General features: G+C 61.1%; 3 protein-coding genes. All 3 read right to left on the minus strand.

Going from position 1 to position 4,581, the window contains the following annotated elements:
- Positions 1-293, minus strand: a 293-nt coding sequence (locus E1J61_RS36850) for a hypothetical protein (protein WP_133098654.1), incomplete at its 3' end; no start/stop codon positions are given.
- Positions 274-468, minus strand: a complete 195-nt coding sequence (locus E1J61_RS36855; RefSeq protein ID WP_133098655.1) for a hypothetical protein — start codon at positions 466-468, stop codon at positions 274-276. The genes E1J61_RS36850 and E1J61_RS36855, both read right to left, overlap by 20 nt.
- Positions 469-475: 7 nt before the next feature.
- The gene (locus E1J61_RS37720; protein WP_207951320.1) at positions 476-4,525 is read right to left on the minus strand and encodes an LPD1 domain-containing protein; all 4,050 of its coding nucleotides are present in this window, start codon (positions 4,523-4,525) and stop codon (positions 476-478) included.
- Positions 4,526-4,581 lie beyond the last annotated feature (56 nt).

Below are 4,581 nucleotides of genomic sequence, written 5' to 3' on the forward strand. Positions count from 1 at the left end.
GTTTTTGGGTCCGACAACAATGCAGCAGCGACGACTTGCGGATCAACACCCAAGGCATCGCAGCAGAGTGTGAACGGGATGGTAGCCGCGTCGCCGGCCTTGTCGGCGATCCAGTGCTTGGCCGACTCGTGATTAAGTCTGGCCTCATTCGCCCCCCGTGTCTGATCCTGGTATCCCGGCAAAGGCCTGGCGAGATCTGCAGCTGCCAGCTCAAGCATCTCGATAGCTAGATGCTTGAAGATCGATCCGCCCGCTAGGCGTTTCTCGTCCGCCTCAAGCACGGCCAGCGACATTGCTTCTGCCCTCCCTGAGTTTGCGCAGGATCTGGTCCCTCATGTCTGCAGCCGGTTCCCCATCCGCCACCGGCACGGGGGCGGTGGCGGACATATATCGGCCCTTGAAGAACTCCCATTCCTCGGGTGACAAGCGCTCCTGAGCGGCGCTCAGGAACCGGATCAGCATCGTCATTGGGCTCCTACGCGGCCTTTGGCCGCTGCGTTTGAATGGCCTGTGGTGCCATCTCGAACTTGGACCGCGCAACATCGAGATAGTCCTTCATGGCGGCGTTGATCGCCACTCGATCCCGCCCGACGGGGTACGCCGAGTGCGGACGCGCGTCATGGGCGGCTTCCTCGGTGCCGTGTACAAGATAGTCCTCGCGCCAGCCATTGGCCTCGATTTCGTCCTGGACGTAGCTTTCGAAGGCGCGGGCCGACAGCTCTCGCATCTGGGACCAGTAGGGCTGGGCCTTCTTCTTGTCGAAGTGCTGCGCGCTGACGGCGTACTGCGTATAGGTGCGATTTTGTGCATGGGCGCACTCCCGGCGCAGCGCATCATCGCTGCAGAATGCGTAGGCCTGAATGTAGCCGCGGATATGCTTGCCCAGCACCATCAGGCGAACGTCATGATCCGCTTTTGCCTTGCCGGTCAGTCCCTCCACTGGAAGCTCTCGCAATGCGTCCTGCAGCGGATGCTTCGCCCAAACGCACTTTCGCGCGTCCGGATCGTTGGCTTCAAGTCGCAGCTGGTCGAGATACTTGCGTGAAGTCTGCTTGACGACTTCCATCGACGCACCGGGCTGCGCGGCCAGCAGGATGTTTTCCAGCGAAGTGAGAAGCGCACGCTCTTCCTTCGTCAGGTCATTTTGCACCGCGCGCAGGACTTCTTCGTCTGACCACGGCCTGATGCTGATCGTATCGACCAGTTTTAGCAGCGGACGCATCTCTTCCATGTCGGCTGGCAGCTTGTTCCAGTTCGCATAGATCACCGTCTTGAAGTCACCGCGTCGACGGCCACGCTGCTGAGCAAGAAACAACTCCGATGCGAAGTAGGTATTCGTAAGCGTGGGCGCCATGGGCGCGCGCTTGTCAACAGCCTCCGCTTTCAGCTTATCGCCCACATAGTCATCGAACGCGTGCCACCATTCATGCGCCAACGAGCCGGCGCCGCGTAGTCGCGTGAGGTTGATAACCTTGCGAGCGCACTCATAGTGCGCGAGGGCCCGCCCGACGCCGCGCGAGCCGAAAGCCAGAGCCAGAGTGCCGTCAAGGCTTAGGGCCTTCTTGTCGACATCCAGCACGCGCGCCAGCGTGCACAATGCATCGTAGGCACGGTTCAACACGTCTTGCCGTTCGGTGTCCGGAAGCCAGTTTCCGAACTCGCAAGCACGGAAGCCAAAATCGTTCAACAGATCATCGGGCGCGATGTTGCGGCCACGGCGCTCATCGGGCAGGCCGTCACGGATCACCTTTGCGAGGTGCGGACGCGCTAGCGCTTGCTTGTCTGCATCTCCGCTGTCGCGGTTCTCCATGGTCTGACGGCGCTTGTCCGCAACCTGTTGCCGCTGGGCTTCCAGAAAATCGTAGAACCCTTCCGAATCCATATCTCGCGGACGCTGCCACTCGTCGCCAATCCTGAACTGCTTCGAGTGGTACGGATTGACTGCTCTCCTGTACCCATCCTCAGCGTCGAACAGGTAACGGTTGACGAACCGGAAGCCACTGCGAGATGCCGCATAGATCATCTCGCCGTACTCACTGGGCATGGAACGCGACGTACCATACTGGCGCTCCTCTCGCACCAGCACGCCGGCGTTGACCAGGCCATCCTCGAACGCAGGTAGGTCATCCTTCGTCTTGATCTTCGCCGCTACGTCCTGCAGCTTGCGCGCCATGTCGACATAGATTTCCACATGGTCAAGCTGTTTCGGGGCGGCAGGAAACTCGCGGCGCATCGTCTGGATGAATAGCGCGACTCTGGCATCGACGCCGCTCTCACGATAGTCGGCGACGGACCGGGACGGCCAAACGTTATCTTTCGTGACTAGTTCCAGCTTTTCCCGGTCATTCATATCAGCAAGATCTTCGACTCGCAATGCCGAGCTGTAGAAGTCCTTGCGGGCCCCGCCGATCTTTTCACCTGCATCCAGGATGCGCTCGCGTGCTTCTTCCGGATTCTTGGCGGTGCGACGACGGCGTATGGGTTGTTCTTCGGCACGCGCGCCGTCTGCAGCATCGGTCTCCTGTGCCGCAGCCGCGGCGCTCTTATCGCTCTCAATGGCGGCTTGTGCTTCTTTCCAGAGGCTTGCGAGCGGAAATTGATGACCCAAGGGCGCATCCACCATCAGGTGCTTCGCCTTGACACCAGCCCCTGCGCCCCCCCATGTCTGGAAGGTGTGCCCCTTGTAAATCCCGGGCATCACGGCCTCCGAGGCCGATATTCCTTCCTTGCTGATCAGGAAGCCGACGTACGCTACGGCTGCTGCGCGCCCTTCCTCTTCCGTCAGCCGGTGGCCACCGTCCTCCTTATCTTGGTCAGGTTCCATCCCAGCATAGGCGAGGAGCCGCTCGAACTCGCCCGCCTGCAGGCGTGTATCCGTCCGAATGAATTCGAACAGCCCAGCCGTCTCCAGAGTGCCCGGCTCGCGGAAATAGTCGAGATCGTTGCGGTAGACGTCATATTGATCGGTTCCGCGGAAGCGGACTTCTACGCGCCACCCATCGCCGGACTGGATAGCCTGGTAGTGATTGTCTGAGTCCACTCCCCTGTAGGCCGCTGCCAGCGTCTTGGCGAGCGACTCGGTCGGAACGACGCCGTCGGGCACCTCCGTCCAATGGCCGCTCCGATAGCGCTCATTCGCCTCCAGATCAGCGGATCGCTGACGGGCGGCTTGCGGATCGCTAGTCAGAAGGACGCTCACCAGGCCGGCAAACTGCGCCGGATGCTCGTTCCAGATCCTTACCAGTTCGGCGTAGTCCTCCACGCTAGCCTTGTCGGTCCGGAACAGCGACACAGCAGCTTCCAGCACCAGTTTGGCGCGACGTTCTATCTCCGGAGCCTCCGACACTTGGCCGAGCGCCTGCGTTGCTGCAGCCGCCTGCCATTCCCGGTCAGCCGTGAGTTTGTCCTTGATCGCACCGAACATCGCAGACCAGTGGGCTGGACGTTCGGCTTCGCTGTCGGTTTGCGCTGCTGTCAGCTGAGAATCCGCTTGGGCTTCCACCTCATGGGCTTGAGCCCGTGTGCGTTCCACCTCCTGGTTCGCGATTGCGATCTTGTGCTGTGCGAAGAGATAGTTACCCAGTTGCCTGACCCGGGCGGGAGACAGGCCGCTGACCGCGCTGTAGTGCTCAGGCTGGCCCAGCCACGCGGCGGCTGCGGCCTTCGCCAGCTCGGGCTTCTCCCGCGCATACTGCGATAAGAAGAAATCGGCATTGGCGATAGCATCACTAAGGCCGCGGAATCCGGAGTGCTCACCGCGGCGGATACTGGCGACTTCACGAAGCAGGTCGATACGATGGCGCTCAGCCTCGGCGTTGTCTTGCAACGCAGTCAACAATACGCCACGGGTCAGCTTCCCCTCCACAGAGCAAACCTGCTTGCCACGGAACAGAATCTTCCTGAATCGCCCGTCCTCCTGAACGGAAAACCCGGTATCTGCAAGCGTGGCCGCAGTCTTGACTGCCTCCACGGCAGCGTCGAGATCCTCCACCGTAACGCTTGTGGCGTCATTCGCAGCTGCTTCCCGCTCTTTAGCGCGCTGCGCCTGCACTTGGTCAGCTTGGATGGCCGCCTGGCTCAGAACCTCCTCGATGCGCGCGGCACGCGCGCCGACTGGCGCGTCTTTCGTGAGTATCTTGCTACGCAAGATATTCGCGTCCGCCGATACCTCGATGTCGGCGTCCACGCCGGCCTCCACGATTTGCTGCAGACGCGGGGCAAGTCGGCTGTCGGCGAGCGCACCCAGAATGTGAACCGCCTTCGGCTTACTCTCGCGGAGGAATGCAATGAACTCGTCTGGTGTGATGGCGGCAGCGTTCGACGGGATCCCAACGATAAAGCGGTCGCTTCCAAGGATCTCGACCACTTTCGCATAGGCTTCGGACAGGGACAGCTCGCCACGCTGCAGTGGAACCACGGGTCGCGATACCTGGAACTCGGTTTCGACCTTGATCCAATTCCGATACTGCTCCACCAGGTCAAGGGACGCCGCCTGATCTCCCACAACGTCCGGCATCACGAACATGGGAGGCGTGATCTTCTCTTCGGCAGGGTTCGCCTCGGCGATGTATTGCTGCAGCA

The organism is Cupriavidus sp. L7L (assembly GCF_004353535.1).
Lineage (GTDB): Bacteria > Pseudomonadota > Gammaproteobacteria > Burkholderiales > Burkholderiaceae > Cupriavidus > Cupriavidus oxalaticus_A.